This window comes from Vibrio sp. Isolate33, from assembly GCF_022397895.1.
Taxonomy (GTDB): Bacteria; Pseudomonadota; Gammaproteobacteria; order Enterobacterales; family Vibrionaceae; genus Vibrio; species Vibrio pomeroyi.
Genome location: NZ_JAKEUP010000044.1, coordinates 1 through 633 on the forward strand (window position 1 = coordinate 1; position 633 = coordinate 633).

2 tRNA genes and 1 rRNA gene are annotated in these 633 nt (G+C 43.6%); all 3 read right to left on the reverse strand.

Annotated features, from left to right (window positions below):
• Window positions 1–288: 288 nt before the first annotated feature.
• Window positions 289–364: transfer RNA gene (locus tag L1D37_RS23930), tRNA-Ala, on the reverse strand.
• Between the two features lie 14 nt (window positions 365–378).
• Window positions 379–455 (reverse strand) — tRNA-Ile (locus tag L1D37_RS23935).
• Between the two features lie 67 nt (window positions 456–522).
• A 16S ribosomal RNA gene (locus tag L1D37_RS23940) occupies window positions 523–633 on the reverse strand; the annotation flags it as partial.

The following is a 633-nucleotide window of genomic DNA, read 5'->3' on the forward strand; positions in this document are numbered from 1 at the left end:
CCCGAAAGGGTCTTAGTGTATGGCAACTAACCAAGGTTTTTGGTTGTCATTAAGAAGGGTTAATTCTCAATGACTGTTTGCCGGACTCAATGTGATTCAAACGAATTTGAATCGAATACAAGACACTTGAATGTGTTTGTTGTGTTTATCTAAAGATAAACATTGAGAACTTTTAAATTTGATTGAATTACTCGTAAGTAATCAATCAGTCAGCTTTCCAAATTGTTAAAGAGCTTGATTCAATCAATGAACCATTTTTAAAGACTCTCTTAAGAGAATACTTAAAGATGGTGGAGCTATGCGGGATCGAACCGCAGACCTCCTGCGTGCAAGGCAGGCGCTCTCCCAGCTGAGCTATAGCCCCATCTAGGTCGATATTGGTGGGTCTGAGTGGACTTGAACCACCGACCTCCCGCTTATCAGGCGAGCGCTCTAACCAGCTGAGCTACAGACCCAATATCGTCTCTTAACTTTTCTAAACCTAATCAATCTGTGTGGACACTTATCGTGAATATCTTCGTATAAGGAGGTGATCCAGCCCCAGGTTCCCCTAGGGCTACCTTGTTACGACTTCACCCCAGTCATGAACCACAAAGTGGTGAGCGTCCTCCCCGAAAGGTTAAACTACCCACT